At 73.7% G+C, this 25,068-nt stretch carries 26 protein-coding genes and 3 pseudogenes; 17 read left to right on the forward strand and 12 right to left on the reverse strand.

From position 1 onward, the window contains the following. Position 1: 1 nt before the first annotated feature. Positions 2–1,432, reverse strand: coding sequence for a dihydrolipoyl dehydrogenase family protein (locus Srubr_RS16380; RefSeq protein ID WP_189989150.1), 1,431 nt, complete (start codon positions 1,430–1,432; stop codon positions 2–4). Between the two features lie 140 nt (positions 1,433–1,572). On the opposite strand from Srubr_RS16380, the gene trxA reads away from it, so the two are divergent. Beyond that, the gene (gene trxA / locus Srubr_RS16385) at positions 1,573–1,950 is read left to right on the forward strand and encodes a thioredoxin (RefSeq protein WP_189989152.1); all 378 of its coding nucleotides are present in this window, start codon (positions 1,573–1,575) and stop codon (positions 1,948–1,950) included. Between the two features lie 222 nt (positions 1,951–2,172). Here the strand turns inward: trxA and Srubr_RS41435 are convergent, their stop codons facing one another. Together Srubr_RS41435 and Srubr_RS16390 are read right to left on the reverse strand one after the other, a co-directional pair. Next, on the reverse strand, positions 2,173–2,307 hold the full coding sequence (locus Srubr_RS41435) for a hypothetical protein (protein ID WP_268257558.1): 135 nt from the start codon (positions 2,305–2,307) through the stop codon (positions 2,173–2,175). A gap of 13 nt (positions 2,308–2,320) precedes the next feature. Beyond that, entirely contained in the window at positions 2,321–3,334 is a 1,014-nt protein-coding gene (locus tag Srubr_RS16390; RefSeq protein WP_189989155.1) for a helix-turn-helix domain-containing protein, read from the reverse strand. A gap of 322 nt (positions 3,335–3,656) precedes the next feature. Between Srubr_RS16390 and Srubr_RS16395 the strand changes: the two genes are divergently transcribed. The 7 genes from Srubr_RS16395 (at position 3,657) to Srubr_RS16425 (ending at position 9,322) form a co-directional block, all read left to right on the forward strand. After that, positions 3,657–3,842 (forward strand): hypothetical protein, encoded by a 186-nt coding sequence (locus tag Srubr_RS16395; protein WP_189989157.1) that lies wholly within the window; start codon positions 3,657–3,659, stop codon positions 3,840–3,842. Between the two features lie 101 nt (positions 3,843–3,943). Beyond that, positions 3,944–4,504 (forward strand): MauE/DoxX family redox-associated membrane protein, encoded by a 561-nt coding sequence (locus Srubr_RS16400; protein WP_189989159.1) that lies wholly within the window; start codon positions 3,944–3,946, stop codon positions 4,502–4,504. Continuing rightward, positions 4,501–4,944, forward strand: coding sequence for a S26 family signal peptidase (locus tag Srubr_RS16405; protein WP_189989161.1), 444 nt, complete (start codon positions 4,501–4,503; stop codon positions 4,942–4,944). Before Srubr_RS16400 ends, Srubr_RS16405 begins: the two co-directional genes overlap by 4 nt. Before the next feature lie 41 nt (positions 4,945–4,985). Beyond that, the gene (locus Srubr_RS16410) at positions 4,986–5,543 is read left to right on the forward strand and encodes a TlpA family protein disulfide reductase (protein ID WP_189989163.1); all 558 of its coding nucleotides are present in this window, start codon (positions 4,986–4,988) and stop codon (positions 5,541–5,543) included. Beyond that, on the forward strand, positions 5,540–7,390 hold the full coding sequence (locus Srubr_RS16415; protein ID WP_189989165.1) for an ABC transporter ATP-binding protein: 1,851 nt from the start codon (positions 5,540–5,542) through the stop codon (positions 7,388–7,390). Before Srubr_RS16410 ends, Srubr_RS16415 begins: the two co-directional genes overlap by 4 nt. Before the next feature lie 106 nt (positions 7,391–7,496). Further along, positions 7,497–8,177 (forward strand): TetR/AcrR family transcriptional regulator, encoded by a 681-nt coding sequence (locus Srubr_RS16420; protein WP_189989167.1) that lies wholly within the window; start codon positions 7,497–7,499, stop codon positions 8,175–8,177. Then, positions 8,174–9,322, forward strand: a complete 1,149-nt coding sequence (locus Srubr_RS16425; protein ID WP_189989169.1) for an FAD-dependent oxidoreductase — start codon at positions 8,174–8,176, stop codon at positions 9,320–9,322. Before Srubr_RS16420 ends, Srubr_RS16425 begins: the two co-directional genes overlap by 4 nt. A gap of 205 nt (positions 9,323–9,527) precedes the next feature. Here Srubr_RS16425 and Srubr_RS16430 read toward each other — a convergent pair whose 3' ends face one another. Beyond that, on the reverse strand, positions 9,528–10,208 hold the full coding sequence (locus Srubr_RS16430; RefSeq protein WP_189989171.1) for a TetR/AcrR family transcriptional regulator: 681 nt from the start codon (positions 10,206–10,208) through the stop codon (positions 9,528–9,530). A gap of 99 nt (positions 10,209–10,307) precedes the next feature. Here Srubr_RS16430 and Srubr_RS16435 point away from each other — a divergent pair, with 99 nt between their 5' ends. Beyond that, positions 10,308–10,865, forward strand: a complete 558-nt coding sequence (locus tag Srubr_RS16435) for an NADPH-dependent FMN reductase (protein WP_189989173.1) — start codon at positions 10,308–10,310, stop codon at positions 10,863–10,865. A 92-nt stretch (positions 10,866–10,957) separates the two neighbouring features. On the opposite strand, the gene Srubr_RS16440 is transcribed toward Srubr_RS16435, so the two are convergent. The 4 genes from Srubr_RS16440 to Srubr_RS16455 are packed head-to-tail and all read right to left on the reverse strand — an operon-like array spanning position 10,958 to position 14,924. After that, entirely contained in the window at positions 10,958–11,773 is an 816-nt protein-coding gene (locus Srubr_RS16440; RefSeq protein ID WP_189989175.1) for an ABC transporter permease, read from the reverse strand. Positions 11,774–11,784: 11 nt separating this feature from the next. Then, positions 11,785–12,666, reverse strand: coding sequence for an ABC transporter permease (locus Srubr_RS16445; RefSeq protein ID WP_189989177.1), 882 nt, complete (start codon positions 12,664–12,666; stop codon positions 11,785–11,787). A 3-nt stretch (positions 12,667–12,669) separates the two neighbouring features. Next, on the reverse strand, positions 12,670–13,869 hold the full coding sequence (locus tag Srubr_RS16450) for an ABC transporter substrate-binding protein (protein ID WP_189989179.1): 1,200 nt from the start codon (positions 13,867–13,869) through the stop codon (positions 12,670–12,672). A gap of 23 nt (positions 13,870–13,892) precedes the next feature. Then, positions 13,893–14,924: an ABC transporter ATP-binding protein gene (locus tag Srubr_RS16455; RefSeq protein WP_189989181.1), complete on the reverse strand. Its 1,032-nt coding sequence runs from the start codon at positions 14,922–14,924 to the stop codon at positions 13,893–13,895. A gap of 110 nt (positions 14,925–15,034) precedes the next feature. On the opposite strand from Srubr_RS16455, the gene Srubr_RS16460 reads away from it, so the two are divergent. Further along, positions 15,035–15,775, forward strand: coding sequence for a FadR/GntR family transcriptional regulator (locus Srubr_RS16460; RefSeq protein ID WP_189989183.1), 741 nt, complete (start codon positions 15,035–15,037; stop codon positions 15,773–15,775). A 30-nt stretch (positions 15,776–15,805) separates the two neighbouring features. After that, positions 15,806–16,045, forward strand: a pseudogene (locus Srubr_RS16465) (hypothetical protein); the annotation flags it as partial. 4 nt (positions 16,046–16,049) lie between these two features. Here the strand turns inward: Srubr_RS16465 and Srubr_RS40765 are convergent. After that, positions 16,050–16,337, reverse strand: a pseudogene (locus Srubr_RS40765) (hypothetical protein); the annotation flags it as partial. A gap of 86 nt (positions 16,338–16,423) precedes the next feature. Beyond that, a complete protein-coding gene (locus Srubr_RS16470; protein ID WP_189989186.1) occupies positions 16,424–17,095 on the reverse strand; it encodes a helix-turn-helix transcriptional regulator in 672 nt (223 codons plus the stop codon). Positions 17,096–17,206: 111 nt separating this feature from the next. Here Srubr_RS16470 and Srubr_RS16475 point away from each other — a divergent pair, with 111 nt between their 5' ends. Both Srubr_RS16475 and Srubr_RS16480 read left to right on the forward strand, forming a co-directional pair. Next, positions 17,207–17,629 carry a hypothetical protein gene (locus Srubr_RS16475; RefSeq protein WP_189989188.1) on the forward strand — a complete coding sequence of 141 codons (423 nt, stop codon included), beginning with the start codon at positions 17,207–17,209 and terminating at the stop codon, positions 17,627–17,629. A 46-nt stretch (positions 17,630–17,675) separates the two neighbouring features. Then, positions 17,676–18,123, forward strand: a pseudogene (locus Srubr_RS16480) (type II toxin-antitoxin system PemK/MazF family toxin). A gap of 57 nt (positions 18,124–18,180) precedes the next feature. Here the strand turns inward: Srubr_RS16480 and Srubr_RS16485 are convergent. Continuing rightward, entirely contained in the window at positions 18,181–19,071 is an 891-nt protein-coding gene (locus tag Srubr_RS16485) for a TIGR02452 family protein (RefSeq protein WP_189989190.1), read from the reverse strand. A 230-nt stretch (positions 19,072–19,301) separates the two neighbouring features. On the opposite strand from Srubr_RS16485, the gene egtA reads away from it, so the two are divergent. Genes egtA through egtD form a run of 4 tightly spaced genes read left to right on the forward strand, consistent with a single transcriptional unit; the run spans position 19,302 to position 23,687 of the window. After that, on the forward strand, positions 19,302–20,615 hold the full coding sequence (egtA, locus tag Srubr_RS16490) for an ergothioneine biosynthesis glutamate--cysteine ligase EgtA (protein ID WP_189989193.1): 1,314 nt from the start codon (positions 19,302–19,304) through the stop codon (positions 20,613–20,615). Beyond that, complete coding sequence (egtB, locus tag Srubr_RS16495; RefSeq protein WP_189989194.1) at positions 20,612–21,949, forward strand: ergothioneine biosynthesis protein EgtB; 1,338 nt, start codon at positions 20,612–20,614, stop codon at positions 21,947–21,949. The genes egtA and egtB overlap by 4 nt, the downstream gene beginning before the upstream one ends. Further along, positions 21,949–22,728: an ergothioneine biosynthesis protein EgtC gene (gene egtC, locus Srubr_RS16500; RefSeq protein ID WP_189989196.1), complete on the forward strand. Its 780-nt coding sequence runs from the start codon at positions 21,949–21,951 to the stop codon at positions 22,726–22,728. The genes egtB and egtC overlap by 1 nt, the downstream gene beginning before the upstream one ends. Continuing rightward, positions 22,725–23,687, forward strand: a complete 963-nt coding sequence (egtD, locus tag Srubr_RS16505) for an L-histidine N(alpha)-methyltransferase (protein WP_189989198.1) — start codon at positions 22,725–22,727, stop codon at positions 23,685–23,687. Before egtC ends, egtD begins: the two co-directional genes overlap by 4 nt. Before the next feature lie 43 nt (positions 23,688–23,730). On the opposite strand, the gene Srubr_RS16510 is transcribed toward egtD, so the two are convergent. Then, on the reverse strand, positions 23,731–24,990 hold the full coding sequence (locus Srubr_RS16510; RefSeq protein ID WP_189989200.1) for an extracellular solute-binding protein: 1,260 nt from the start codon (positions 24,988–24,990) through the stop codon (positions 23,731–23,733). Positions 24,991–25,068 lie beyond the last annotated feature (78 nt).

The raw sequence follows: 25,068 nt of genomic DNA on the forward strand, positions 1-25,068 counted from the left end.
GTCAGTTGTCCCGGTACGCCTCCAGCAGTCGCAGCCACACCTCGCTCAGGGTCGGGTAGGACGGGACCGCGTGCCACAGGCGGCCGACCGGGACGCGGCCGGCGATCGCGATGGTGGCCGAGTGGATCAGTTCGCCGACGCCGGGGCCGACGAAGGTGACTCCGCGCAGGATCTCGTCCTCCAGGTCGACGACCATGCGGGCGCGGCCCCGGTAGCCGTCGCCGTACAGGCCGGCGCCCGCCACGGAGGAGAACTCGACGTCCACGGCGCGCACCCGGTGCCCGGCCTGCTCGGCCTCGGCGAGGGAGAGGCCGACGGCGGCGGCCTCGGGGTCGGTGAAGACGACCTGGGGTACCGCGTGGTGGTCGGCCGTCGCCGCGTGGGCGCCCCAGGGCTCCTCCAGGAGGGTGTCGCCGGCGGCTCGGGCGGCGATCGCGGCGCCGGCGATGCGGGCCTGGTACTTGCCCTGGTGGGTGAGGAGGGCCCGGTGGTTGACGTCGCCGACCGCGTACAGCCAGTCGGTGCCGGTGACGCGGAGGCTGTCGTCGGTGGCCGGCCAGGAGCCGGGTTCCAGGCCGACGGTCTCCAGGCCGAGGTCGTCGGTGCGCGGGGCGCGTCCGGTGGCGAAGAGGATCTCGTCGGCCTCGATCCGGTCGCCGGCGGAGGTGACCGCCACGACGGTGCCGTTCTCGCGGCGGACGGACTCCACGGAGGTGCCGGTGCGGATGTCGGCGCCCGCCTCGGTGAGGGCCTCGGCGACCAGTTCCCCGGCGAACGGCTCCATCCGGTTCAGCAGGCCCTTGCCGCGGACCAGCAGGGTGACCCGGGAGCCGAGGGCCTGCCAGGCGGTGGCCATTTCGGTGGCGACGACCCCGCCGCCGACGACGATGAGCCGCCCGGGGGCCGCCTTGGCACTGGTGGCCTCGCGGCTGGTCCAGGGCCCGACGTCGGCGAGGCCGGGCAGGTCGGGCAGTTGGGCGCGGGTTCCGGTGGCGACGGCGACGGCGTGCCGGGCGGTGAGCGTGGTCAGGGTGCCGTCGGGGCCGGTGACGGTGACCTTGCGCGGGCCGGCGAGCCGGCCGTGGCCGCGGTACAGGTCGGCGCCGGTGCCCGCGAGCCAGTCGGCCTGCCCGTCGTCCTGCCAGTGGGAGGTGTACTCATCGCGTCGGGCCAGCACGGCCGGGGTGTCGAGCGGGCTCCGCGCGGCCTGGGCGAGGCCGGGCAGGCGGCGGGCGTCGGCCTGGGCGATGACCGGCCTGAGCAGGGCCTTGCTGGGCATGCAGGCCCAGTACGAGCACTCGCCGCCGAGCAGTTCGCTCTCCACGACGGCGGTGGTCAGCCCGGCCGCCCGGGTCCGGTCGGCGACGTTCTCGCCCACCGGGCCCGCCCCGATCACCACGACGTCGTACGTGTTCGATTCCGTTTCCGTCATGGGGTCAGTCTGGTGGGTGGTGTGCGCCGCGGCCACATGGGTACGCGCGCGGAACACCGGTGTGCACGGCTGGAATAGGCGGCCCGGCGGCCGTGTTTGCGCCGTCGGCACACCCCACACCAGGAAGAGGGAAGCACGCCATGACCAGCACCGTGGAACTGACCAAGGAGAACTTCGACGAGACGGTCTCCGGGAACGAGTTCGTTCTGATCGACTTCTGGGCGTCCTGGTGCGGGCCGTGCCGGTCGTTCGCGCCCGTGTACGAGAAGGCGGCCGAGGACAACCCGGACCTGGTGTTCGGCAAGGTGGACACCGAGGCGCAGCCGGAGCTGGCCGCGGCCTTCGAGATCCGGTCGATCCCGACGCTCATGATCGTCCGCGACCAGGTCGCGGTCTACGCCCAGCCGGGCGCCCTGCCCGCGCCGGCCCTCGCGGACCTGATCGAGCAGGCCCGCGCACTGGACATGGACGAGGTCCGCAAGAGCGTCGCCGCCCAGCAGGGGCAGGCCCCGCGCTAGGCCCCCGTACGGCAGGGCAGCACCTCGGCGCCCCCTGGGGACGCCGAGCGTCGCCGCACGGGCCGGCCGGGCTCGCGCCGCACCGGGGAGACCCCCCGGTACGGTGTGCGTCCCGGCTCGCCGCCGGGGTCGCGCACCGCGGACGTCCAGCGCGACGAGGCCGCGCGCCGGGGGCCGCGATGTGCGCGGCGCCGAGCCGGGGCCGCGGCGGCCGCACGGGCGTCAGGTCGTCGGCGCCGGCCGCGGCGATGTCCTCGGGAACACGTACGCCGTCGTACCGGAGAGCCGCAACAGCGGCATGGCGTACCCGTCGTCGTGGGCGAGGTCGGCGGCCCTCAGCCGCGCCCGCCGCACCATCAGGAGTCCCGCGTCAGGCCGCGGACCTGATCAGGAACTCCTGGTCCGCTGCCTTGCCACAGGGTTCCACCATCGCGTCGGCCCCCTTCTCGGTGGAATCGCCGCGGAGGCCCACGCACCGCTGAGTGCCCTCCAGGCGCAGGCGGTAACGGCCGTCGGTCGTGGCGGCGGGCTCGATGCGGAAGTGCTGATAGGCACGATGAGCGTCGCAACTCCTCGACGGCCACGGTTCCAGCAGGTCCTTGCCGGGCCCCTCGCGTCGCACGGTCAGACAGCCCCACCCGTGCTGCGGGTGCTGCCACTCGATGAAGTACGACGTCGTCGCCGCGCTGGGTTCGACCGGCCGTAGGTACGTGTGCGGTGGCCGGGCCTCCTCGCAGGGGAGTTGTGCCGCGACGGCATTCAGGTATGCGCCCTGGGTGTCCCGGCCCTCGGTGAGACACAGCTGGGGAGTGCGGGCCGGACGGATCTCCGCGAAGCCCCGCAGGGAATCCCGGGCCGCCGTGTTCACGTCAGGCGGGACGGCCGGTGAGGGGGGAGCAGCCCCGAGGACCGCCGAGAGCGCCCATACGGCGACAGCGACCAGACACGTCGTGAGCTCCCCGACCAGGACCCACGACCGGGCCCGCCGGGTCAGCCCGCCGAGCCTCAGGGCCGTCACCCGTGAGCGGGTCCGCCGGGCCCCGGCAACGATGTCAGGGTCCGGATCGGGGGCGGGCCCGGACGGCCGTGCACTCGCCGCTTCCTCGGCCCGTTGCCTGGCCTCCAGCCAGGCGTCGACGTCCGTTTCGTGCGCACCACAGGCCCGGACGAACGCTGCCACGGTCCCGGGGGCCGGCAGACGTATGCCCCGGAGCATGTCACTGACCGTGCTGCGCGCCAGGAGCTCTCCCCGCGCGCGGGCCCGTTCCTCCAACTCGCGCAGGGTGAGGCCGGACCGCTGCTTGAGCTCGCGCAGCAGCTGAACGAGGGCCGCGGCGTCACTCACTCCCTGCGGGTCGAGCTTTCCCACGCTGTCCGTGCTCACGTCCACATGCTCTTGGGTCCGGCCCGGCCCGACAAACGCAGATCCGGACAAACAGCGGAAGGTATGGGACATCTCCCTTCACGCCCGACGCTTCTCTCTCACACCTGAGCCCCCCGCCGGCTGCTCCCGCCGGTCCGGACAACGCCGGACACGATGCGGACACGCCTGTGACCACACCGGACAGCGGCGGTATGTCCGGGACGAGCGGAGGCGGTTGTGCCGGACGGGTGCCGCTGCGCAGTCTCGTTGCCGTCCACGGGGGTCAGGCTCCCCGGGCACTTCCCGGGGACGCCGTCCCCCACCTCCGGAGGAGGAACAGATCATGCGTGTCGTCATTCGGGCGGTCTCGGACCGTCTGCTGGAGAAGGTGGCACCCAAGGCATCGGCCTCGGCTGTGGCGTGCTGGCAGTACGAGTGCATTCCCTACAGCGGGTGTGCGCAGAACAAGGCGTACTGGGCGTACGACCCGTGCAACGACCGGGACTACATGAAGTGGTGTGGTTGCTGAGGTCCTGACGTCGCGGGCACGGGTCGGGCCGCCCTGAGGGGGCGGGCCGGCCCGTGCCTCCCCGTCGCACCCCGCTCCGGTCAACCGAAGGACTCAGCCCGGTGAACCATCTGATCGACACCGGCCGGATCTTCCTCGGCCTGGTCTTCTTCTGCTCAGTGGTCGGCAAGATCCGCGGCGGCGCCGCCTACACGGGCTTCAGGGTCGCGATGGCTCGGCTGGTCCCCGCCCTGCGCGGCCGGACCGGACCTGTCGCCGTGCTCGTCGTCGGCGCCGAGACGGCGGTGGTCGGCGCTCTCGCGGTGCCCACGACCGTGACAGCCGGCTTCGCTCTGGCCGCCGTACTGCTGGCGGCGTTCACCGCCGTGCTGGCCGGCGCGCTGCGCCGGGAGGAGACAGTGGCCTGCCACTGCTTCGGCGGCGGCGGACAGCCCGTCGCCCTCCGGCACGTGCTGCGCAACGTGGGTCTCCTGTGCGCGGCCTCGGCCGGTCTGGTGGCCCGGCTCGTGACGACGGGCGACACCGCCGCCCCGCGGCCCGCCGTGCTCCTGTTCACGGCCGGCGCGGGGGTGTTCCTCGCGCTCGTCACCGTCGCCCTGGACGAACTGGCGTATCTGCTGAGCCGGCCGGACCCGAAGAGCGCCGGGAGGGCCCGCGGATGAACCTCACCATGGCGGGCGCCGTGCTGGTCGCACTGGCGGTCAGCGGGGTGGTTCTGACCCGGCGGCGGTACGTCGTCGTCACCGTCGTCGGCGTCAGCATGCTCCCCACCCTCGCCGAGGGGGACCGGGTGCTGGTCCGCCGTTCCGCGCTCGCCCGGGTACGCACGGGTGATCTCGTGGTGTCCCGCCCTCCGGCCGGCGAGCGCTGGGCAACGCTGCCGACCTGGCTGATCAAGCGTGCGGTGGCGGTACCGGGCGACCCGCTGCCGGGGCATGTCGCCCTCGCTGTACCGGAGGGGCCCGGCGCCCGGGTGCCGCCCGGCCGGGTGGTCCTGCTGGGCGACAATCCCGCCGAAAGCCTGGATTCGCGGTTCTGCGGCTACTTCCGCGAACACCAGATCGTCGGCATCGTCGTCCGGCGCCTGACGCGCGGCGACTGAACCCGTTTTCCGAACGCATACTGCTGGAAGGACGCTCCGCCATGCCGTACCTGACCGCCGCCGTACTCCTGCTCGCGCTCCTGGGCCTCTTCAACCTGGCTTTGACCTTCGGAGTCGTCCGCCGGCTCCGGGAGCGCCCCGCCGCACCGGCGGGCGAGGGGTGGGACCGGGCCTCGGGACTCGCCGTCGGGGTACCGGTGGGTGCCTTCTCCGCCGTGGACACCGACGGGCGGACCTTCACCCACGAGAACCTGCCCGACGGGCTCATGGTCGTCTTCGTGTCACCGGACTGCCCCGCCTGTGAGGAGACCCTGCCTCATGTGGTGGAGCGGGCCCGCGAGTACGGCCGGGCCCACGTGCTGGCCGTCGTCATCCGGGACGGGGACGAGCCGGGCGACATCGAACCGTATGTGGAACGCCTGACCCCGGTGGCACGCGTGGCGGTCACCGACATGGGCGGCGACCTCACCACGGCCTTCGCCCTCCAGGGTCTGCCCGCGTATGCCGAGATGGGCGCTGACGGCCGGATCGCCGGCACGGGGCGCATCCTGCCGCGCAGGTCGGTGCGTGACCGGGACCGGGCGAGCGCCGGCGTATGAGCGGTATGAGCGAGGCGCAGGACAGGATCACCGCCAGGGCCGCGGCGGACACCGTACGCAGCACCGCTGTCCTGGCCTGGCGGGCGGCGCCTTGGAACCTGGCGGTGCTCGCGGCCCTCACGACAGGGCTGGCGGCGGTTCCCGTAGTGACGGCCTGGCTGACCAGGCTCGTCCTGGACCGCCTCACCGGTGTCGCGGGAACGGAGCTCTTCGCCCTGGCCGCGGGGCTGGCCGCCACGGGACTGGTGGCGGCGGTGCTGCCGTTGCTGCGCCAGTTCCTGGGCGCGCGGTTCGATCGAGCGGTGAGCCTGCGCGCGGTGGACCGTCTGTACAGCGCGGTGAACTCCTTCCACGGTCTGGCGCGGTTCGAGAACCCCGCCTTCCAGGACCGGCTGCGCATGGCGCGCGGAGCGGCCGGGCAGTCGATCGGGCGCCTGGTGGACGGCAGCCTGCGGGTCGGAGGCGGCGCGCTGACCGCCGTCGGTTTCCTGACCGCGTTGTACGCGATGGACGCGACGATGACCATGCTGGTCACTGCCGGCGCCATACCGGCTCTGATCGCCGAGCTGAAGCTCTCCCGCCGCCGGGCACGTACGGAATGGCGTGTGAGCGCGGCCCAACGGCGCGCGTTCTTCTACCAGATGCTGCTCTCCAGCCTTGACGCGGCCAAGGAGGTGCGCCTGTTCGGAGCGAGCGGTTTCCTCAAGGAGCGGATGCTCGCGGAACGCCGGACCGTCGACGCCGAGACCCACCGCACGGACCGCCGCGAGTTCCTGACGCAGAGTCTGCTCGCCGTGATCAGCGCGTTCATTGCCGGGACCGGTCTGATCTGGGCGGCACTCGCGGCCCGGCGCGGTCAGCTGACGGTCGGGGACGTGTCCATGTTCGTGGCCGCCGTCGTCGGCGTGCAGAGCGCGTTGTCCGGTGTCATCCGATCACTCGCCGACGCGCACCAGCACTTGCTGATGATGGGCCACTACCTCGCGGTCGTACGGGCGGGGCCGGACCTGCAGGGCCCACCCGACCCACCGCGTGCGCAGGCACACCTGCCCGCTCTGCGCAAGGGGGTGGAATTCCGCGACGTCTGGTTCCGCTACGCCGAGGACCACCCGTGGATCCTGCGCGGAGTGAACCTGTTCCTCCCGTACGGGGAGGCCGTGGCCCTCGTGGGCCAGAACGGGGCGGGCAAGAGCACCCTCGTGAAACTCCTCTGCCGGTTCTACGACCCGACGCGCGGCGCGGTGCTCTGGGACGGCGTGGACATCCGCCAGGTACCGGTGCCGCAGTTGCGCCGGCGCCTCGGCGCCGTGTTCCAGGACTACGTGCCCTACGACCTCACGGCCGCTGAGAACATCGCCATCGGTGACGTCGAGGCGCTCACGGCACCGGGCAGGATCCGGGAAGCGGCGCACAGGGCGGGGGTGCACGACATGCTGACCCGACTCCCTTACGGTTACGACACCATGCTGAGCCGGACGTACGCGCAGGAGGCCCAGCACGACGACGAGACGGGGACGACGCTGTCCGGGGGCCAATGGCAACGCCTGGCTCTGGCCCGGGCCTTCGTCCGCGACGAGCCCGACCTGCTCATCCTCGACGAGCCGAGCTCCGGCCTCGACGCCGAGGCCGAACACGACGTCCATCTGCGCCTGCGCCACCATCGGGCCCACCGCACCAGCCTGTTGATCTCCCACCGGCTCGGCGCGGTGCGCGACGCCGACCGGATCGTCGTCCTGGCTGACGGCCGGATCGCCGAGGAGGGCACCCACGACGCGCTCCTCCTGGGCGGAGGAACGTACGCCAAGCTGTTCACCTTGCAGGCGAGCGGCTACCAGGAGGAGGGATAGCCCGCCGATCCCCTGCGCAACCGCGTCCAGACCCGGCTGCGCCAGTACGGGCGAACGTGTTCGACACGAACTTGTTCGCGACGAACACGTTCGTTACGCTGGTCCCATGACCGCTGCCCCCCGCTCCCGCCGGGAGCGTCCCGCCAAGCCCGCCCTGACCCGGGAGGGCATCGTCGCCGCCGCCGTCGCGATCCTGCGCGCCGAAGGACTGCGCAAGGTGACGATGCGCCGGCTGGCGCAGGAACTCGACACCGGCCCCGCCTCGCTCTACGTGTACGTCCGCAACACCGACGAGCTGCACGCGGCCGTTCTGGACGAGCTGCTCGGCACGGTCGGCCCGGCGCCGGCCGAGGGCGGCTGGCGGGAACGGCTGGAGCGGGTGCTCACCCGCTACACCGCGATGCTCCTCGAACACCCCTCCCTGGCCCGGTCGGCACTGACCGCGCGGCCGAGCGGCCCGCACTATCTGCGCCTGATCGAGACCCTGCTCGGCCTGCTGCGGGAGGGCGGGGTCCCCCGGGCCCAGGCCGCCTGGGGCGTGGACCTGCTGCTCCAGCACGCCACCGCGACCGCCGCCGAGCACGCCGGGGAGGAGTCCCCGGCCGCCTGGGAGGCGGCGGCCCGGGCCCTGCGCGAGGCGCCCGCCGCCACCCATCCGCACATCGCCGCCGACGCCGGGGCGCTGCTGTCCGGCACCCCCGAGGCCCGCCTGTCGTGGGCCTTCCAGACCCTGATCACCGGCATCGAGCGGACCGCCGTACCGACCGAAGGCCAGGAGACCCCATGACCACCGCGCCTCTCCCCCACCATCGCGTCGCCGTCGTCGGCGCGGGCCTCGGCGGGCTCGCCCTCGCCCGTGTGCTGCACGTGCACGGCATCGAGGCCGCGCTGTTCGACCTGGACGCGTCGCCCCGCGCCCGGGCCCAGGGCGGCATGCTCGACATCCACGACGACACCGGCCAGGAGGCGCTGCGGGCCGCCGGCCTGCACGAGGAGTTCCTGGCCCGCGTCCACGCCGGCGGCCAGGCCACCCGGGTCCTCGGGCAGGACGGCACCGTCCGGCTCGCGCAGGTCGACGACGGAACGGGCGGGCGCCCCGAAATAGACCGGGGCGACCTGCGCGAGCTGCTGCTCGGGTCGCTGCCCGCGGGCACCGTCCGGTGGGACGCCAAGGTCGTCGGTGCCCGCCCGCTGGAGGGCGGACGGCACCTGGTGACGCTCGCGGACGGCTCCGAGTTCACCACCGGCGTGCTGGTCGGCGCGGACGGCGCCTGGTCCCGGGTCCGGACCCTGGTCTCCGCCGCCCGGCCCGCGTACACGGGCGTGTCGTTCGTGGAGGCGGACCTGCGGGAGGCGGACCGGCGCCACCCGGTGAGCGCGGAGGTGGTCGGCGGTGGCATGTTCTTCGCGCTCGGCCCCGGCCGCGGGTTCCTCGCGCACCGCGAACCCGACGGCAGCCTGCACGTGTACACGGCCGTGGTCGCGCCGGAGGACTGGCTGGACGGCATCGACTTCACCGACACCGAGGCGGCGAAGGCCGCCGTGCTCAAGGAGTTCGACGGCTGGGACGAGCGGCTGCGGGCGCTGGTCGCCGACGCGGACGGGGCGCTGGTGCCCCGCCGGATCCACGCGCTGCCGGTGGGGCACCGCTGGGACCGGGTGCCCGGGGTGACCCTGCTCGGCGACGCCGCCCACCTGATGTCCCCGTTCGCGGGCGAGGGCGCGAACCTGGCCCTGCTCGACGGCGCCGAACTGGGCCTGGCGCTGGCCGCGCACCCCGACGACACGGAGGCCGCGCTGGCATCGTACGAGGCCCGGATGTTCCCGCGTGCCGAGGCGTCGGCGGCGGAGTCCGCCCGCGGTCAGGAACTGCTGTTCGCCGCCGACGCCCCGCGGGCACTGGTGGAGATGTTCACCGGCCAGGGGGACTGACCGCCGGACCGGCCGACCCGGCGCCGGCCACGGGACTGACCGCCGGACCGGCCAACCCGACGGCGGCCACGGGGGCTGACCGCCGGCCCGGCCGGCCGATCTCGGCCAGGGGGTTCGGCCGGCGGGCGCGGACCGGTTCCCGGGTGGGGGCGGGCAGTGGCGCCACGACGGTCTCGGCGGGCTCCGGGTGACGGCTCGGGGCCGGTCAGCCCGGCGGGTCCGTGCGGGTCACCCGGGCGACCAGGTCGAGCCAGGCGGCCTCCAGGCGCTCCATGGGCATCTCGCGCTGCCGGGTGAGGTGATGGATCAGCGCGGGGTCCAGCGAGGCGAGCAGCGTGTGGGCGAGCAGGTCGCAGTCGCCGTCGGGCACGGTCTGCCGGAGCAGCATCGTGAGGTGCGCGCGCAGCGCCCCGACTGCCGGGTGGACGAACCGTCGGGGCGGCTCGGGCTGGGCGGCCAGTTGCAAATCCAGCTGTTCGGCCGTGCGGTACAGCACCGCCACGCCGAACGCCCGCAGCCGCTCCAGGGGCGGCGCGCCGGGGCCCAGCGGCGGGGGCCCGCCCATGAAGTCGGCCTGGAGCCGGCGGGCCGAGTGGTCGAGGAGGGCCATCAGCAGCCCGGTGCGGTCGCCGAAGCGGCGGAAGACGGTGCCCTTGCCCACGTCGGCCGCCGCGGCGACCGCCTCCATGGTGACCCCGGCCACCCCGTGCTCCGCGATCAGCCGGGCGGCGGCCTCCAGGAGTCGGGCTCGGTTGCGGGCCGCGTCGGCGCGCAGGACCGGCTCGCCGGGAGCCGTGCCGACCTCCAGCAGGAAGGGGGCGTCGAAGGGCTCTTGAGGCTTCGGGAAGGGCGGCAGAGCGCTGGACATGTCGACAGCGTAAAGCATCGGGAACAGAACTGGACCGTGGTCCGCTTGAGGTGGTACACACTTAAACGGACTTCGGTCCGGATCGTCCCAGCGATGTTTCAGCCCCTTGGAGTTCCCATGTCTGTTCGCATCCTCGCGCTCGTCGGCAGCCTCCGCGCCGGTTCGCACAACCGCCAGCTCGCCGAGGCGGCCGTGAAGCTCGCGCCGGAGGGCGCCGAGGTCGAGATCTTCGAGGGTCTGGCCGAGGTCCCGTTCTACAACGAGGACATCGACGTGGAGGGCAGCGTGCCGGCCGCCGCCGTCAAGCTGCGCGAGGCCGCCCAGGCCACCGACGCCTTCCTGCTGTTCTCCCCCGAGTACAACGGCACCATCCCGGCCGTGCTGAAGAACGCCATCGACTGGCTGTCCCGCCCGTTCGGCGCCGGCGCCTTCGGCGGCAAGCCCGTCGCCGTGGTCGGCACCGCCTACGGCCAGTACGGCGGCGTGTGGGCCCAGGACGACACCCGCAAGGCCGTGGGCATCGCCGGCGGCAAGGTGATAGAGGACATCAAGCTGTCCATCCCGGGTTCCGTCACCCGCTTCGCCGAGACCCACCCGTCCGACGACGCCGAGGTCGCCGCCCAGCTGACCGAGGTCGTGGCCCGCCTGCACGGCAACGTGGGCTCCGCCGCCTGAGCCGTCCGCGCACCGGGGGCCGGAGCCGGCCCGGCTTCGGCCCCCACCTCGTACTCGGCCCGGCTTCGGCCCCCCGCCTTGTCCGCCCGGACCTAGACGCGGCTCGACGGCGCCGTGTCCGCGGACAGCCGCTGGGCGAGGTAGACCGGGATCACCGACAGCAGGACCAGTACCGCGGCCACGACGTTCACCACCGGTGCCTGCCGCGGCCGGGCCATGTTGTCGAAGATCCACAGCGGGAGGGTCTGGACGCCCGGACCCGCGGTGAACGTGGTGACCACGATCTCGTCGAAGGACAGCGCGAAGGCGAGCAGCGCGCCCGCCAGCAGCGCGGAGCGCACGAGCGGGAACGTGACGTCCACGAAGGCCCGCAAGCCGCTCGCGCCGAGGTCCTGGGCCGCCTCCTCGTACGAACCGGCAGTACGGCGCAGCCGGGCCACCACGTTGTTGAAGACCACGACGACACAGAACGTGGCGTGTCCGACGATCACGGTGAACAGCCCGAGGCCCACCCCGAGCGGCTCCAACACCGTGCCGAAGGCCGAGTTCAGCGCGATGCCCGTGACGATGCCGGGCAGCGCGATCGGCAGCACCACCAGGAAGGACACCGTGTCCCGGCCGAAGAAGCGGTACCGGGCCACCGCGAAGGCCAGGAGCGTGCCGAGCACCAGCGCTATGGCGGTGGCCCCTACCCCCGCCTTCACCGAGACCCACAGCGCCTGCCGGACACCGGGGTTGTGCGCGGCCACCGACCACCAGTGCCCGGTCAGTCCCGGCGGCGGCCAGCCCGCGCTCCGGTCGGGGTTCAGGGAGTTGAGCAGGACCAGCCCCAGCGGGACGTAGATCACCGCGAAGCCGAGCGCGGCGGCGGTCCGCAGGGCGATCCGCGCGGTGCGGCCGAGACGCATGGCGCTCCTTCCTACAGGTTGTCGAGGGCGCCGGTCCGGCGGATCGCCAGCAGGTACAGGACGATCACGACCACGGGCACGGTGCCGAGCGCGGCGGCCATGGGCAGGTCGAGGTCGATGTGGGAGTACACGAGGTTGCCGATGAGCTGGGTCTTGCCGCCCACGATCTGCACGGTGATGTAGTCGCCGAGGCTGAGCGAGAACGTGAAGACGGAACCGGCGGCGGCGGACGGCAGCACCAGGGGCAGCACGACCGAGCGGAAGGTGCGGCCGGGCCGCGCCCCGAGGTCGGCGGACGCGTCGAGCAGCCCGTCCGGGACCTGTGCGAGCGCGGTGTGCAGCGGCAGGATCATGTACGGCAGCCACAGGTACGTCAGGGTGAGCACCGTGGCGGGCAGCCCGTAGCCGGGACCGCGCAGTCCGAACGGGGCGAGCATCCAGTCGGCGAGTCCGCCCTGGGACAGGATCAGCCGCCAGGCGTACACCTTGACGAGGTAACTCGCCCACAGCGGCGTGAGGATCGCCGCCACCAGCAGCGGTCGCCGGCGCGGCGGGGCCACCCTGGCGGTGTAGAAGGCGACCGGGAGGGCGAGCAGCGCGCACAGCGCGGTCACCGCGAGGGCCACCGCGACGCTGCGCAGCACCACTTGGCGGTAGACGGGTGTGGTCAGCAGGGCGTGGAAGTTGTCCGTCGACCAGACCTTCACCACCTGGGAGGTGAAGGAGTCCGTCGTCCAGAACGCGGAGACGAACAGGACCGCCAACGAGCCGAGGTAGAGGACGGTGAGCCAGAGCAGCGGGGCGGTGAGCAGGAGGGTCAGCCGCAGCCGGGGCCGGCGGCGCAGGACCGCGGCGAGCCGCCGCGCCGGGTGCCGCCCGGCTTCGGTTCGCACGGCTCAGCCCTTGATCCCGGTCCAGGCGCGGACCCACTCGGCGTACGGTACGCAGGTCACGTCCCGGCGGCCGTCCAGGCACTGTTCGACAGGCGTGTTCCAGAAGGCGATCTTCTTCCAGTAGCCCTCGTCGGCGGCGTGGTACGTCGCGCAGAAGTTCTCGTCGGTGGTCTCGGCGCAGGCCCGGGAATTGGCCGGTGCCTCGCCGAAGTACTCGGCGACCTGGGCGTTGACCTTGGGTGAGATGATCCAGTCCAGCCATTTGTAGGCGCAGTTGGGGTGCTTGGCCTTGCTGGAGACCATCCAGGTGTCCGACCAGCCGGTCGAACCCTCCTCAGGCACGAGCGCCTTGACCTTGGCGCCCTCGGAGGCGGTGAGGTTGGCGATCACCTGCCAGGTCGTGCCGACCACCGAGTCACCGCTCTTGAAGGCCGAGACCTCCTTCAGGTAGTCGCTCCAGTACTCGCCCACGTACCTGCTCTGCCGCTTCAGCAGCGCCACGGCCGCGTCGAACTGCTTCCGGTCGAGCGCGTACGGGTTCCTGATCCCCAACTCCGGCCGGTGGGCCTTGAGATACAGGGCCGCGTCGGCGATGTAGATCGGTGAGTCGTACGCGGTGACGTGCCCCTTGTACCGGGCGGCGCCGTCGAAGACGGCCGACCAGGAGGTGGGCGCCGGTGTCACCTTCTCGGTGTTGTACATCAGCAGGTTCGCGCCCCGGCCGTGCGGAATCCCGTACATCCGGCCGTCCACGGAGTTCCAGGCGCCGTTCTTCAGCCCGTCGAAGACGTCCTTGTAGTTCGGGACCAGGCCGGTGTTGACGGGGGCCGCGTCTCCGGAGGCGATCAGGCGCAGGGAGGCGTCACCGGAGGCGGAGACGGCGTCGTACGCGCCGGTCTTCATCAGTTTGACCATCTCGTCCGAGCTGGCGGCGACCTTGGACCGGACCTGGCAGCCCGTCCGCTTCTCGAAGCCGCCGACCCAGTCGGCGCGCGGATCGTTGGAGCCGTCCTCCACATAGCCGGCCCACGCGATCAGGTTGACCTGCCCCTCGGTGCGGCCCAGCTCCGCCGGGGCCTTCAGGGCGGGCGGGTGGACGCCGGGGGCGGACGAGCCGCCGGATCCGGAGGAGCCGCAGGCGGCGGTGAGCAGCAGCGCGGCGGCGCAGAAGGCCGCGGCGCGCGGGGTACGGATGAGACGCACGGCGCTCTCCAGGGGTGGGGGGATCAGGAAGGGAGCCGGACGGCGTGCCGGCGGTGCCAGCGGAGGCGGACCCGGGTGCCGCGGTAGGCGGCGACGTCCGCCGAGGAGGTCTCCAGGTTCTGCTGGAGCGCGGTGAGCCGGCCGCCGCCGTCCAGGTCGACCACGAAGCGGGTGGCGTCCCCGAGATAGACGACCTCGGCCACGGTGCCGGTGACGGTGGCGTGTTCCGGCTCGTCCGGTCCGGCGGACTCGTTCAGGACGCGGATCTTCTCCGGGCGGATGCTGTAGGTGCCCTGGGAGCCGGTGATGCGGTGGGCCGTCTCGCCGTCGAGGAGGTTGGAGACGCCGACGAAGGAGGCGACGAACGCGGTCGCCGGACGTTCGTAGATCTCCGCGGGCGTGCCGGTCTGGGCGATCCGGCCCCGGTCCACGACGGCGATCCGGTCGCTCATGGTGAGGGCCTCCTCCTGGTCGTGGGTGACGAGGACGAAGGTGATGCCCACGTCCCGCTGGAGCGCCTTGAGTTCGACCTGCATCTGCCGGCGCAGCGTCAGGTCGAGGGCGCCGAGCGGTTCATCGAGCAGGAGCACGCTGGGGCGGCCGACGAGCGCGCGGGCCAGCGCGACGCGCTGCCGCTGTCCGCCGGAGAGCCGGTCGGGCCGCCGCCGTCCGTAGCCTTCGAGGCGGACCTCGGCGAGCGCCTCGCGGGCGCGGGCCAGCCGTTCGGCCTTCGGCACCTTGCGCACCCGCAGCCCGTAGGCGACGTTCTGCTCGACCGTCATGTGCGGGAAGAGCGCGTAGTCCTGGAAGACGGTGTGCACGTCCCTCTCGTACGGGGCGAGGCCGGTGACCTCCTGTCCCGCGAGTTCGATCCGGCCCCGGTCGGGCGTCTCGAACCCGGCGATCAGTCTCAGGAGGGTCGTCTTCCCGGAGCCGGACGGGCCGAGCATCGAGAAGAACTCGCCGTCGCGTATCTCCAGGTCGACGCCGGCCACGGCGGGCGTCTCGCCGAACGACTTCCGAAGTCCCTGCAAGCGGATCGCGAGTTCCTCCACACGGGAACCTTTCTGGCGCGCTCAGCGTTGACCTCAAACCTATGAACTCATAGGTCGCCTCTCAAGAGGGCGTCAGGGTAAATCTTCAGCCGACGAGCAAGGTGGTGACCGTGAGCCGGCCCGAGACAGACGGCGGCGCCCGCCGGGCCGTCTTCAGCCCGGTGGACACCCGGGCCCGCGTCGACGCGGTCGTCCGCCGCATAGGCGACGCCATAGAGCTGGGCCTCCTCGCCGACGGCGAGCAACTCCCCGGCGAGAGCGAACTGGCCGGGCAACTGGGCGTCTCCACGGTCACCTTGCGCGAGGCGCTCATGGCCCTGCGGCAACGGGGGCTGGTCACCACCCGGCGGGGCCGGGGCGGCGGCAGCTTCGTCGCGCTGCCCGAGGTCCCCGCCGACGACCGGCTCAAGGAGCGGCTGCGCGACTGGAGCACCGCGGAACTGCGCGATCTCGGGGACCACTGGGCCGCGCTGACCGGCGCCGCCGCCCGGCTCGCCGCCGAGCGCGCCGGTCCCGCGGGCCTGGAGCCGCTGCGCCGTACGGCACGGGAGCTGGCGCGGGCCGGGGACGCGGCGGCGCGCGGCCGGCTGTACGGCCGCTTCCATGTCGAACTCGCCGCCGCAGCACAGTCCGCACGGCTCACCCGCGAACAGGTCGCCCTCCAGGGCGAGGTGGGTGCGCTGCCCTGTCTGGTCCTCGCCGAGGACGCATATCGTGAAGAAGTCGCGGACCGGCACCGCCGGGTCGTCGCCGCGGTGCAGGACGGGGCCGACGACACGGCCGGCTCGCTGGCCGAGCGGTGCGTCAGGGAGTCGACGGCGCGGCTCGTCGCCGTACGCCTCACCCTCTGACCGCGCCGTGTGACGGTCCCGTCGGCTGGAGGACACCTGCGGCACTTCGAGGCGGCCGTGCTCCCGCTGCTGCGCGGCCTGCCCCGCCCGGCCCACCTGGTGAACGCCCACGGCCGGGTCGCCGCCTCCGCCGACACCGCCCGCCTGGCCGGTTCCCTCACCCGGGGCCCGGACTTCGGCGCACTGCCCGACACCGCCCGCCCCGGCACCCACGACGGCCCCCGCCTGGTCCCGTGCCGGGGCGTCCCCCTGGTCCTGGTCGTGGCGTGAGCCGGCGGACGACGGCGAGCCGGACGGCGAGGAGCGCCGCCACCGCCGCGGCCGGCGCGATGATCCCGGCCGGGGCGCCGCCCACCGCGACCGCGACGAGCACGACGGCCGCCAGGACGACTTCCACGGCGTTCAGCGCCCGGAACACCAGCCGGCCGATGGCCAGCCCGACGGGGATCGTCACACCCGGGGCGCGGAACTTCAGCGGCGCCTCCAGGAAGGAGATCGCCAGCACCATCCCGAGCCAGACGAAGGTGACCGCGCCGGCGGTGGCGGCGCAGGTGTCGTTCATGGGGACCACGGGCCTTTCTCCGGCGGAACGGCGGTTCCGCGCGGGGCACTCGTCGGGCGGATGGGTGCGCGCGCGGGCCAGGAGGCTCAGGCCACCGACGCGCCGGCCACATGGGCGACGCACGAGTCCGGTTCGGCGAACGGCTCCAGTCCGGTGGCCGTCAGCGGCGCCTCCATCCGGGCCAACGCCCCCTGGATCAGGCCCAGATGGAGCGAGCACACCAACCCGCCCTGTTCCTCGGCCAGTTCCAGGAAGGGGCAGTGCCGCAGCCGGATCCGTTCCGGGGGCCGGCCGGGCTCGCCGGCACCTTCGGCCCGCGGTGCGAAGCCCAGGCCGTCCAGCAGGGCGAGCAGCCGGGCCGTCGACCGTTCGGGCGTCGGTGTCTCGTCCGGCGCGGGCGGGTCCGCCAGATAGCGGCCCCAGGTCCGGCCCGTCTCCCGGGCCTCCGCCCGCGCCTCGGCCGGGTCGGCGGCGGTCCACCGGCTGAGCAGCATGCGGGCCAGCAGCCGGTAGTCGCGCGGGCCGCCACGGTCCATGCCGGGGCGCGCGGTGTAGACCGTACGGGGCCGGCCGGGCCCGGAGGGCTCCTCGCTCCGGCGCTCCACGAGGCCGTCGGCCACCAGGGCGTCCAGGTGGAACCGCACGGTGTTGGGGTGCAGTCCCATCCGCTCGGCGGCCTGCGCGACCCCCAGCGGCGCGGGCGCCGCGCGCAGCACGTCCAGCAGCGCTCGGCGGCGCGGACTCTCCCGCGTGCTCACGTCCGGACACCCCTCTCCGCCCCGGCCGGTTTTCACGAATCGTACATGGATCAATTGTAGGGTGACCGGGATGTGCGAGCGGGGGAACGCGAGAGCCGAGGGGAACACCAGATGACATCGCCGTCCGCGACCGACACCGGACCGGCCGCCCGCCCGGCGACCCGGCCGCGCGTCCTGTGCGAGACCCACGCGCTGGCCGAGGCACCGCCGGTCCCCGCCGGGGTGCTGTGGAAGCTGGCCGAGAGCGGGCGCCAACTCGACGCGAACGTGGTCCGGCTGACCCCGGGCGGCCGGGTCCCGGCCCACACCGAGACGCAGTTGGACGTGCTGGTCCTCGTCATCGCCGGGGACGGCGTGCTCGGCGACGGCTCCCCGGACCCCGGGCAGCCGCTCGCCGAGGGCGCCCTGGTCTGGCTGCCGCACGGCTCCGCGCGCGGCATCACCGCCGGCCCGGCCGGGCTGACGTACCTGACCGTGCACAACCGGCGCCCCGGCATGCGGATCGGCTCGCGCCCCGATGCGGCGACGGCGTGACACCCGCGGTGACGGGGCCAATCGCGCGGCCCGTCAGGGTGCCCGCGTGAGTACGTTCACCGATGAGAGCGCCCCCGGCCGCCATGGCCCCTACGCCACCACCGAGGCCGACCCGCGCGAGGTCGGCCGGGTGCGCACCGAGTACTCCCCGGCCCACGACGGCGACCCCGACCCCGGGGAGATCGGGTGGACGTGGGTGCCGTACGAGGAGAACGACGGCCGGGGCAAGGACCGCCCGGTGCCGGTCGTGGCCCGGGAGGCGGCGGGCGCGTTCCTCGCGTTGCCGCTGTCCAGCAAGCGGCATGACGGGGACCGGGAGTGGGTGGCCATCGGCGGCGGCCCGTGGGACCGCTTTCGGCCGCGACTCCTGGGTGGACGTCGACCGGGTGCTACGGCTGCACGAGCAGGGCATGCGCAGGGAGGCCTGCGCGCTGGACCGGATGCGCTTCCATCTGGTCCGGCAGCGACTGCGTGAGCGCTACGGCTGGACCTGACGGCGAGACGGGCCGGGCGTGCCGTCGGCTTCCCCGACGCCCTCGCCCGAACCCGTTTCATGCCCCGCGTGCCTCGGGAAACGCCCGTGCGAACGCCTCCCGTACCATCGCCCCCGGAGTCCGGTCCAGCACGCCGAACACCACGTGGTCGAACGTGCGCGCGAACCGGCCGCCGGGACCCAGGACCGCCCGGAAGGCGCCCGCGACCCGCGCCGGGTCGTTCTGGAAGACACCGCAGCCCCAGGCGCCGAGCACCAGCCGCCGGTAGCGCTGGGCCGCGGCCGTCTCCAGCACGCGTTCCGCCCGGACCGCCAGCGCGCCCGGCAGTTCGGCGGCCCGTTCCGGTGCCGTACGCCGGATCACGCCCGCGTTGGGGGCGGCGGACGTCAGGAAGCCCGCGCGGTACGGCTCGGCGAGCAGCCGCCCCCGGTCGTCGCGGAAGACGGGGACGCCCGGCGAGTGGATCACCCGGTCGAAGTAGAACGGATCGCGGTCGGCGCGGTGGTGGTCGTAGAAGCCGCGGGCCGTCAGCAGGCAGGTGTGCAGCGCGGAGGCGCGGCACAGGGCCTCCTCCTGGGCCTGCGCGCCGTTGAGGTAGCCGCCGCCCAGGTTGCGGGCCGAGGCGAAGTTCAGTACGGCCACGGGGCCGTCGGCCAGCCGGCGGGCCGCCTCCAGGCTGCTCTCCCCGGTGACCTCGAACCGCGTGCCGCCCTCCGGCACCGCCCCCGAAGCCCCCGTTCCCGAAAGTACCGTCCCCGAAGGTCCCGTCCCCCAAGGCGGTGACGCCGACGGCACCGGCACCGGGTCGGGACCGAAGATCCGGGTGCCCGCCCGCGCGGCCTCCACCGCCTCCGCGATCGGCACCTCCCGGCCGTCCGGCGCCCGGTACCGGCCCGCGGCCACGATCCGCTCCGTCTCCGCGGCGATCTGGCGCAGGCGCGCGCTCACGGCGCCACCCCCGCGGGCGCCGCGACCGCGCCCCGCGCGGTCTCCCCCGTCGTGCTCATGCAGGCATCCTGGGTGATGCTGGTACGCGATGCAACGGAATTGAGGACGAGCCCGGAACGTCCGGGTCGGCACTCTTGTGCGCGCCCGCCGAAGGGTCTTGGCTGGGATGCGTACCCGCTCGGCCCGCGCCATGGGCCGATGGCATGCTGGAGCCTCAGGAGAATCCCGACATGTCCGACATACAGAGCGACGGCGGTGGTTGTACCGAGCACGGCGCCGTCGTCACCGAGGACGAGGCGGAGGCCCTGATCCGGGGCATCTGCTTCAAGACCGGACCGCCCCGCGCCCTCGGTGTCGAGCTGGAGTGGCTCGTCCACTCCCTGGAGCTGCCACAGCTCCCGGTCACACCCGAACGACTCGAAGCGGCCTACGCCACGGTGCGCACCCTGCCCCTGGCCTCGGCGCTCACCGTCGAACCCGGCGGCCAGCTGGAGCTGAGCTCGCCGCCCGCCGCCTCCCTGACGGAGTGCGTCGACACCGTCTCCGCCGACCTGGACGCCGTACGGGCCGCTCTGGCCGGGCACGGCCTCGGTCTCGCCGGCCTCGGTCACGATCCCCGGCACCCGCCCCGCAGGTTCCTGCGCGCACCCCGCTACGACGCCATGGAGACCTGCCTGGACCGCACCGGTCCGGCCGGCCGGCACATGATGTGCTCCTCCGCCTCCGTCCAGGTGTGCGTGGACGCGGGTCACGAGGAGCCGGGCCCGCTGGGGCACACCCGGCGCTGGTGGCTGGCGCACCAGTTGGGCGCGGTCCTGGTCGCCGCGTTCGCCAACTCCCCGCTGGCCGGCCTGCGGCGCACCGGCTGGCGGTCCACCCGTCAGCTGAAGTGGATGGAGATAGGGCCCGGCCGGGCCGGCGCTCCCCCGCTGGACGGCGAGCCGCGCGCCGCCTGGGCCCGGCACGCGCTGGACGCACCGGTGATGTGCGTCCGCCGGGACGACGGCCCCTGGGAGGTTCCCGAGGGGCTCACCTTCCGGGAGTGGACCCGTTCCCGGTCGCCCCGGCCGCCCACCCGGGCGGACCTCGACTACCACCTGAGCACCCTCTTCCCGCCGGTCCGGCCGCGCGGCCACCTGGAACTGCGGATGATCGACGCGCAGCCCGGCACGGACGGCTGGCTCGTGCCCCTCGCGGTGACGGCCGCGCTGTTCGACGACCCGCAGGCCGCCGAGACGGCCTACCGGACCGTGAAGCCGCTCGCCGAACGGGCCCTGGACCGGCCCGCCCCGCACAATCCGCTGTGGGCCGACGCGGCCCGGCACGCCCTCGCCGATCCGGAGCTGCGCGAGGCCGCCGACGGCTGTTTCGCGGCGGCCCTGGAGGCGCTGCCCCGGCTCGGCGCCACGACCCGGGTCGTCGACGCCGTGGCCGATTTCCGCGACCGCCATGTCGCCCGGGGCCGCTGCCCGGCCGACGACCTGCTGGACGAAGGACCACCCGGGGACACCCGCGCCCACGGGAGGAAGGACATCCGCACATGACCGCCCCGGAGACCGGCACCACGACCACCGAGACGGACACCGAGGCGCTGCGCGAACGGGCGCTGGCCTGCCTCACCACCGCCCGTGCCCGCACCACGCTGCTGACCACCTGTGTCGACGAACCCGACCTCACCGCCCAGCACTCCCCGCTGATGTCCCCGCTGGTGTGGGACCTCGCGCACATCGGCAACCAGGAGGAGCTGTGGCTGCTGCGGGCGGTCGGCGGCCGGGAGGCGATGCGGCCCGAGATAGACAGCCTGTACGACGCCTTCGAGCACCCGCGCGCCGAACGCCCCAAGCTGCCGTTGCTGCCGCCCGCCGAGGCCCGCCGGTACGCGGCCGAGGTGCGCGGCCGGGCGCTGGACCTGCTGGCGTCGGCGGACTTCCACGGCACCCGGCTGACCGAGGCCGGCTTCGCCTTCGGCATGATCGCCCAGCACGAACAGCAGCACGACGAGACGATGCTGATCACCCATCAGCTCAGGAAGGGCCCGCGGGCGCTGACCGCGCCCGACCCGGACCCGGCACCGCCGTTCACCGGTCCGGCCGAAGTCCTCGTACCCGGCGGCCCGTTCACCATGGGCACCTCCGGCGAGCCCTGGGCGCTGGACAACGAACGCCCGGCGCACTCACGGGAAGTCGCGCCGTTCTGGATCGACACCGTCCCGGTGACGAACGCCGCCTACCAGGCGTTCATCGAGGACGGCGGCTACACCACCGAGCGCTGGTGGACACCGGAGGGCTGGGCGCACATCCGGCGGCACGGCATCACCGCCCCGCTGTTCTGGCGGCGGGACGGCGACCGGTGGCTGCGGCGCCGGTTCGGGATCACGGAACCGGTGCCGCCGGACGAGCCGGTGCTGCACGTGTGCTGGTACGAGGCGGACGCCTACGCCCGCTGGGCCGGACGCCGGCTGCCCACCGAGGCGGAGTGGGAGAAGGCGGCCCGCCACGACCCGGTCACCGGCCGCTCCCGGCGCTACCCGTGGGGCGACGCCGACCCCGAGCCCGAGCACGCCAACCTCGGCCAGCGGCATCTGCGGCCCGCCCCCGCCGGCAGCTATCCGGCCGGTCAGTCGCCGCTGGGCGTGCGGCAGTTGATCGGTGACGTGTGGGAGTGGACGGCGAGCGACTTCCTGCCGTACCCGGGGTTCCGGGCGTTCCCGTACAAGGAGTACTCCGAGGTGTTCTTCGGCTCCGGCCACAAGGTGCTGCGCGGCGGCTCGTTCGCCGTGGACCCGGTGGCCTGCCGGGGCACGTTCCGCAACTGGGACTACCCCGTGCGCCGGCAGATCTTCTCCGGGTTCCGCACCGCCCGTTCGGAGGCCGTCTGATGTGCCGTCACCTCGCTTATCTGGGGCCCGAGGAGTCGCTCGGGCGGCTGATCGTGGAGCCGCCGCACGGCCTGTACCGGCAGTCGTGGGCGCCGCGCCGGCAGCGGTACGGGACGGTCAACGCCGACGGGTTCGGGGTCGGCTGGTACGCGCCCGGGGATCCGGCGCCGGCCCGCTACCGGCGGGCCGGGCCGATCTGGGCCGACCTGTCCTTCGCCGACCTGGGCCGGGTGGTGCGCTCGGGCGCCGTCCTCGCCGCGGTCCGGGACGCGACGCTGGCGGGGGCGGACGCCGAGGCCGCCGCGGCGCCGTTCGCGGCCGGGCGGTGGCTGTTCAGCCACAACGGGCTGATCGCGGGCTGGCCGGACGCGGCGGCCCCGCTGGTGTCCACGCTGCCCCCGGTCGAACTGCTGTCGCTCCAGGCCCGCACCGACTCCGCGTTCGTCTGGGCACTGGTCCTGCACCGGCTGAAGGCCGGACAGCCGCCCCGGCGGGCGCTCGGCGAACCGGTGCGCGAACTGGCCCGGGCGGCCCCGGCGTCCCGGCTGAACCTGCTGCTGACCGACGGGGACACGATCACCGCGACCGCCTGGGGCGACTCGCTGTGGTACCGCGCGGAGCCCGGCCGGAGCGCGGTCGTCGCCTCCGAGCCGTACGACGACGACCCGCTCTGGCGAGAGGTCCCCGACCGCACCGTGCTCACCGCGAGCCGCGCCGGCGTGCGCCTCGCCCCGCTGGAGGATCCGGCGGCCGTACCCTCGAAGGAGCCCTCCCGTTGAGCCCCTTGCACATCACCCGCACCCTCCCCGAGGACGCGACGGAGGCCGCGCTGCGCGCCGACGTCCTCAGCGGCCTCACCACCGTCCCGAAGCGGCTGCCGCCCAAGTGGTTCTACGACGCCCGCGGCAGCGAGCTGTTCGAGCGGATCACCGAGCTGCCCGAGTACTACCCGACGCGCGCCGAACGGGAGATCCTCGCCACCCGGTCCGGGGAGATCGCCGCCGCGAGCGGTGCCCGCACCCTGGTCGAACTGGGCTCGGGCTCCTCGGAGAAGACCCGCCATCTCATCGACGCGCTGCCCGCGCTCGCCGCGTACGTCCCGGTCGACGTCAGCGAGAGCGCGCTCACGCGGGCCGGGCGGGCGCTCGTCGAGGAGCGTCCCGGTCTCCGGGTGCACGCGCTGATCGCCGACTTCACCGCACCGCTGACCCTGCCCGCGACGCCGGGGCCCCGGCTGGTGGCCTTCCTCGGCGGCACGATCGGCAATCTGCTGCCCGCCGAACGCGCCCGGTTCCTGGCCTCCGTCCGCGCGCTGCTCGCCCCGGGCGACGGGCTGCTGCTCGGCACGGACCTGGTCAAGGACGAGCGGGTGCTGGTCCGGGCGTACGACGACGCGGCCGGGGTGACTGCCGCGTTCAACCGGAACGTGCTCGCCGTGATCAACCGCGAGCTGGGCGCCGACTTCGACCCGGAGGCGTTCGAGCACGTGGCCCTGTGGGACGCCGGACGGGAGTGGATCGAGATGCGGCTGCGCTCCCGTACCGCCCAGAGTGTGAAGGTACCCGCGCTCAACCTCGCCGTGGACTTCGCGGCGGGCGAGGAACTGCGAACCGAGGTGTCGGCCAAGTTCCGCCAGGAGGGGGTGACCGCGGAACTCGCCGCCGCCGGGCTGGAGCTGACGCACTGGTGGACGGACGCGCAGGGCCGCTTCGCGCTGTCGCTGAGCGTGGTGCGGTGAGCGCGGTGCGCCGCGCGGGATGCGGTGAGCCAAGTGCGGCGGCTCAGCCCACGTCGGGGGCGAGCGCCTCGGTGATCCTCCGGGAGGCGCGGCGGGCCTCGGTCGCCGGGTCCCCGCCCTGGAGCACCCGGGTCATGTACTCCTTGATCGGGTTGTCCGCCTCGACGTCGGCCCACTGAGGGGTGGAGGGGGTCGCCCGGCCGTGCGCCGCGCCCGCCGCCATGGCGGCGACCCCCTCCGCGCCGGCGACCGCGCCGGCCAGCGTGGTCTTGTTGGGCACGTAGTTCATGGTGCGGGCCAGCTCGGTGTCCCACTTGTCGCCGGTGAGCGCGCCGACGACGGTGGTCGCGGCGAACTGGTCGTCGGTGTTGCGCGGGACGACCAGGTCGGAGCCGCCGGTGAAGACGGCGCCGGGCCGGCCGGCGGTGGGGCCGGGTACGGGGAAGAAGCCGAGCTGGTCCTTCAGCTCCGGGTTCTGCCTGACGATCGACTGCGCGAGCCCGGGTACGGCGATGATCTGTGCGACCTTGCCGCCGGCGAACACCCCGGACTGGGGCGGGTGTTCCTCGTCGGCGTCCACGGGGCCCGCGCCGAGCGCCTGGAGCCTGCGGTAGAAGTCCATGCCGCGCAGCGCGGCCGGGCTGTCCAAAGTGCCCCGCCACTCGTGGTCCTTCTCCTCGGCGAGTTCGCCGCCCTCGTCCCAGATGAACCCGGAGAGCGTGTACCAGTCCTGGCCCGCGAGGTAAATGCCCTGGTTCCCGCCGGTGTTGAGCTTCTCGGTGGCGGTGAGCCATTCGTCGCGGGTCTGCGGCGGGCGGGCGATGCCGGCCTGCCGGAACAGGTCCTTGCGGTAGATGACGACCCGGTTGGCCGCGTACCAGGGGATGCCGTACTGCTTGTTGCCGTCCTTGCCGGGCTGGGCGAGGCCGGGCAGCCAGGTGTCCTTGCCCCAGTCCCGCATCGACTCCAGCGTGAGGTCCGCGAGCCGGCCGCCGTCGGCGTACAGCGGCACCTGGGTGTTGCCGACCTCGATGACGTCCGGCCCGTCGCCGGAGGGCTCCTTGAGCGCGCCGCGGACCTTCTCCACGATGCCGGTCCATTCCTGGATGCGGATGTCGAGGCGCAGGTCGTCGTGGGTGCGCTCGAAGTCCTCGGTGAACCGCCGCAGGAACTCCTTGGAGGCGCTGTCCTTCATCAGCCACACGGTGACGGTCTTCCGCTCCTGGTGGTCGCCGGGGAGCAACCCGCAGGCGCTGACGAGGGAGCCGGTGACACAGACGAGGGCGAGCAGACGACGTCTCACGAAGGGTCCTGTTCTGTCGGGCAGGGGGTGCCGCGGGGTGCTGGTACAGGGTGGGGCCCGACGTGGGGGGACGAGCGC

The organism is Streptomyces rubradiris (assembly GCF_016860525.1).
Taxonomy (GTDB): domain Bacteria; phylum Actinomycetota; class Actinomycetes; order Streptomycetales; family Streptomycetaceae; genus Streptomyces; species Streptomyces rubradiris.

Bases quoted from the DNA above. Each gene is read 5' to 3' on its own strand.
- egtC (WP_189989196.1), top strand. From the start codon at position 21,949: ATGTGCCGTCACCTCGCTTATCTGGGGCCCGAGGAGTCGCTCGGGCGG.
- Srubr_RS16380 (WP_189989150.1), bottom strand. From the start codon at position 1,432: ATGACGGAAACGGAATCGAACACGTACGACGTCGTGGTGATCGGGGCG.
- Srubr_RS16475 (WP_189989188.1), top strand. From the start codon at position 17,207: ATGACATCGCCGTCCGCGACCGACACCGGACCGGCCGCCCGCCCGGCG.
- Srubr_RS16410 (WP_189989163.1), top strand. From the start codon at position 4,986: ATGCCGTACCTGACCGCCGCCGTACTCCTGCTCGCGCTCCTGGGCCTC.
- Srubr_RS16430 (WP_189989171.1), bottom strand. From the start codon at position 10,208: ATGCTTTACGCTGTCGACATGTCCAGCGCTCTGCCGCCCTTCCCGAAG.
- Srubr_RS16405 (WP_189989161.1), top strand. From the start codon at position 4,501: ATGAACCTCACCATGGCGGGCGCCGTGCTGGTCGCACTGGCGGTCAGC.
- Srubr_RS16440 (WP_189989175.1), bottom strand. From the start codon at position 11,773: ATGCGTCTCGGCCGCACCGCGCGGATCGCCCTGCGGACCGCCGCCGCG.
- Srubr_RS41435 (WP_268257558.1), bottom strand. From the start codon at position 2,307: ATGGTGCGGCGGGCGCGGCTGAGGGCCGCCGACCTCGCCCACGACGAC.
- egtB (WP_189989194.1), top strand. From the start codon at position 20,612: ATGACCGCCCCGGAGACCGGCACCACGACCACCGAGACGGACACCGAG.
- trxA (WP_189989152.1), top strand. From the start codon at position 1,573: ATGACCAGCACCGTGGAACTGACCAAGGAGAACTTCGACGAGACGGTC.
- Srubr_RS16415 (WP_189989165.1), top strand. From the start codon at position 5,540: ATGAGCGGTATGAGCGAGGCGCAGGACAGGATCACCGCCAGGGCCGCG.
- Srubr_RS16425 (WP_189989169.1), top strand. From the start codon at position 8,174: ATGACCACCGCGCCTCTCCCCCACCATCGCGTCGCCGTCGTCGGCGCG.
- Srubr_RS16435 (WP_189989173.1), top strand. From the start codon at position 10,308: ATGTCTGTTCGCATCCTCGCGCTCGTCGGCAGCCTCCGCGCCGGTTCG.
- egtA (WP_189989193.1), top strand. From the start codon at position 19,302: ATGTCCGACATACAGAGCGACGGCGGTGGTTGTACCGAGCACGGCGCC.
- Srubr_RS16420 (WP_189989167.1), top strand. From the start codon at position 7,497: ATGACCGCTGCCCCCCGCTCCCGCCGGGAGCGTCCCGCCAAGCCCGCC.
- Srubr_RS16395 (WP_189989157.1), top strand. From the start codon at position 3,657: ATGCGTGTCGTCATTCGGGCGGTCTCGGACCGTCTGCTGGAGAAGGTG.